We start from the raw sequence: 1,761 nt of genomic DNA on the forward strand, positions 1-1,761 counted from the left end.
AAGCGCAGGGTGAGCTGGCCGGTCTGTCCCACTTTCAGCGAATCGGCGGCAGGCAGCAACAAGGAGACGCCTCCGGAGCTGATGTCTAGGGTTCTTCCCCGTGCGCGCTCGCCACTTTGAAGCTGGAGCATTGCTTCCAAAGAGCGTGGCTCGCGCAGCTCCTGGCGACGCTGTTTCTGGGTCCATGAGTGCAGTCCGCCCACGATGAGGAGCGCCGGCTGAGTCCAGACCCACTCACGGATCGTCGCCTCAAACTCCCAGCAGGAACCCGCGCGGTACATGGTCAACTGTACAGGGGTTCCCGGGTTACAGAGACTAGCGTGACGTAGCCCACTCTCCCCAACGGTTAGGTGGAGAGCTGGGCCCTGCATCCGTGCGGCGCGGCAGAGGAGTGTGGCACCGTCAACCTGGACGGTCACCCGAGTTCCGGGGCCGAGTACTGGCAGATCCAGAGAGAAAGTGCTTGGTGACGAAGACCGTGGCAGGGGCATATCAGCGGGACTCCTTGTGGGCATTTAGTTGCTGGTGGGCCGCGACAATCGCCGAGACCGTCTCCCCAATATTACGCAGGGCAACCGTGGTTCGGCCCCAGGGAGCACTTTTTAGGAGTGGGCGCTGGTTACACACCGACTGCGAGACCGCCGAGTCCTGTGGGACAAAGCCCCAGTAGGGGATCTCGTGTCCTAGGAAGCGCTTCGCGACCGTATTGAGGCGGTCCGCTGCTTCCTGAGCACGCTCCGCCGAGGGGGCTTGGTTGATTACCAGCCCAACACTGCCATTCAGAGGCTCCTGGTAGAGCACTTTAAACAGTGCGTAGGTGTCCGTGATTGCCGTGGGCTCCGGCGTCGAGACCACGACGGTGGCGGTGGCACGACGGATCACATCCACCGTGGCGGGGCCAAGACCAGGGTGCGTATCGGCGACAATTAAATTGCACGAGGGCTCGGCGACGACGATCTGGCGGATAATATAATCGAGCTGCTCGGTGAGTGAGTAGTCATGAAACGACTCGCCGCATGCATTGGGCAACAGCAGCAGGCCATCGTAGTCAATCAGTGCCTCCGCGACCGTGCACTCACCAAACAGCACATGGCCTAGATGCTTTTGCGGCGCGATCCCGAGCGCGATATCCAGGTTGCCTAGGCCCCAGTCTAGGTCCATCACGGCGCACTTTTTGCCCTGGCTCTGCCAGTCGAGTGCTAAGTTCACCGAGAAGAAAGTCTTACCGACGCCCCCTTTGCCACTGGCAATCGCGACAAGTGGGGGCAGAGCAACACGCGGCTCCGAGGCTTGTTTCGCCTGATGAGTGCCGAAAAGACGGTCATCCGGGCTCTGGAATAGCCGTAGGATACTGCTTTCTTTACTGGAGTGGGCCTGTCGCAGTCCTGCTGCTTGGTCTTCGAAACCAATGGATGCCATTTCGCTACTCCTCGCCCAACAAAATACGCTCGGCGATATCTTCCGGGCTGGCCAGTGCCAGATCCTCAGGAACACGCTGCCCGGTTGTGATATAGGACAGAGGAAGGCCCGATTCCAGGACTATTTCCAGGGTGACCCGCAGAGAGGCAGTCTCGTCCACTTTTGTCAGGAGGATATGAGTGGGGTGGAGCCGCGAGAATCCTTCCAGCGAGCGCCGTAGAGTGGCCGGACTTGCGCCGCTATCCAGACAAAGGTGCACCTCATCGGTGCCCAGGGCTTCGAGAAGCTCGGCTTGCTCGGCGATCTGCTGGGTATTGAATGCGGAGCGCCCAATAGAGTCCA

Annotated in this window: 2 protein-coding genes and 1 pseudogene; all 3 read right to left on the bottom strand. The window is 60.3% G+C overall.

Features of this window, described 5'->3' with window-relative positions; all coding sequences use genetic code 11:
• Nucleotides 1-491: PilZ domain-containing protein (locus ACH2EH_RS09785; RefSeq protein WP_395141199.1), on the bottom strand; the 491-nt coding region annotated here is incomplete at its 3' end.
• A gap of 1 nt (nucleotide 492) precedes the next feature.
• Nucleotides 493-1,419 (bottom strand): P-loop NTPase, encoded by a 927-nt coding sequence (locus ACH2EH_RS09790; RefSeq protein WP_395141200.1) that lies wholly within the window; start codon nucleotides 1,417-1,419, stop codon nucleotides 493-495.
• 4 nt (nucleotides 1,420-1,423) lie between these two features.
• Nucleotides 1,424-1,761: pseudogene (locus ACH2EH_RS09795) on the bottom strand (flagellar biosynthesis protein FlhF); the annotation flags it as partial.

The organism is Armatimonas sp. (assembly GCF_043760365.1).
Classification (GTDB): domain Bacteria; phylum Armatimonadota; class Armatimonadia; order Armatimonadales; family Armatimonadaceae; genus Armatimonas.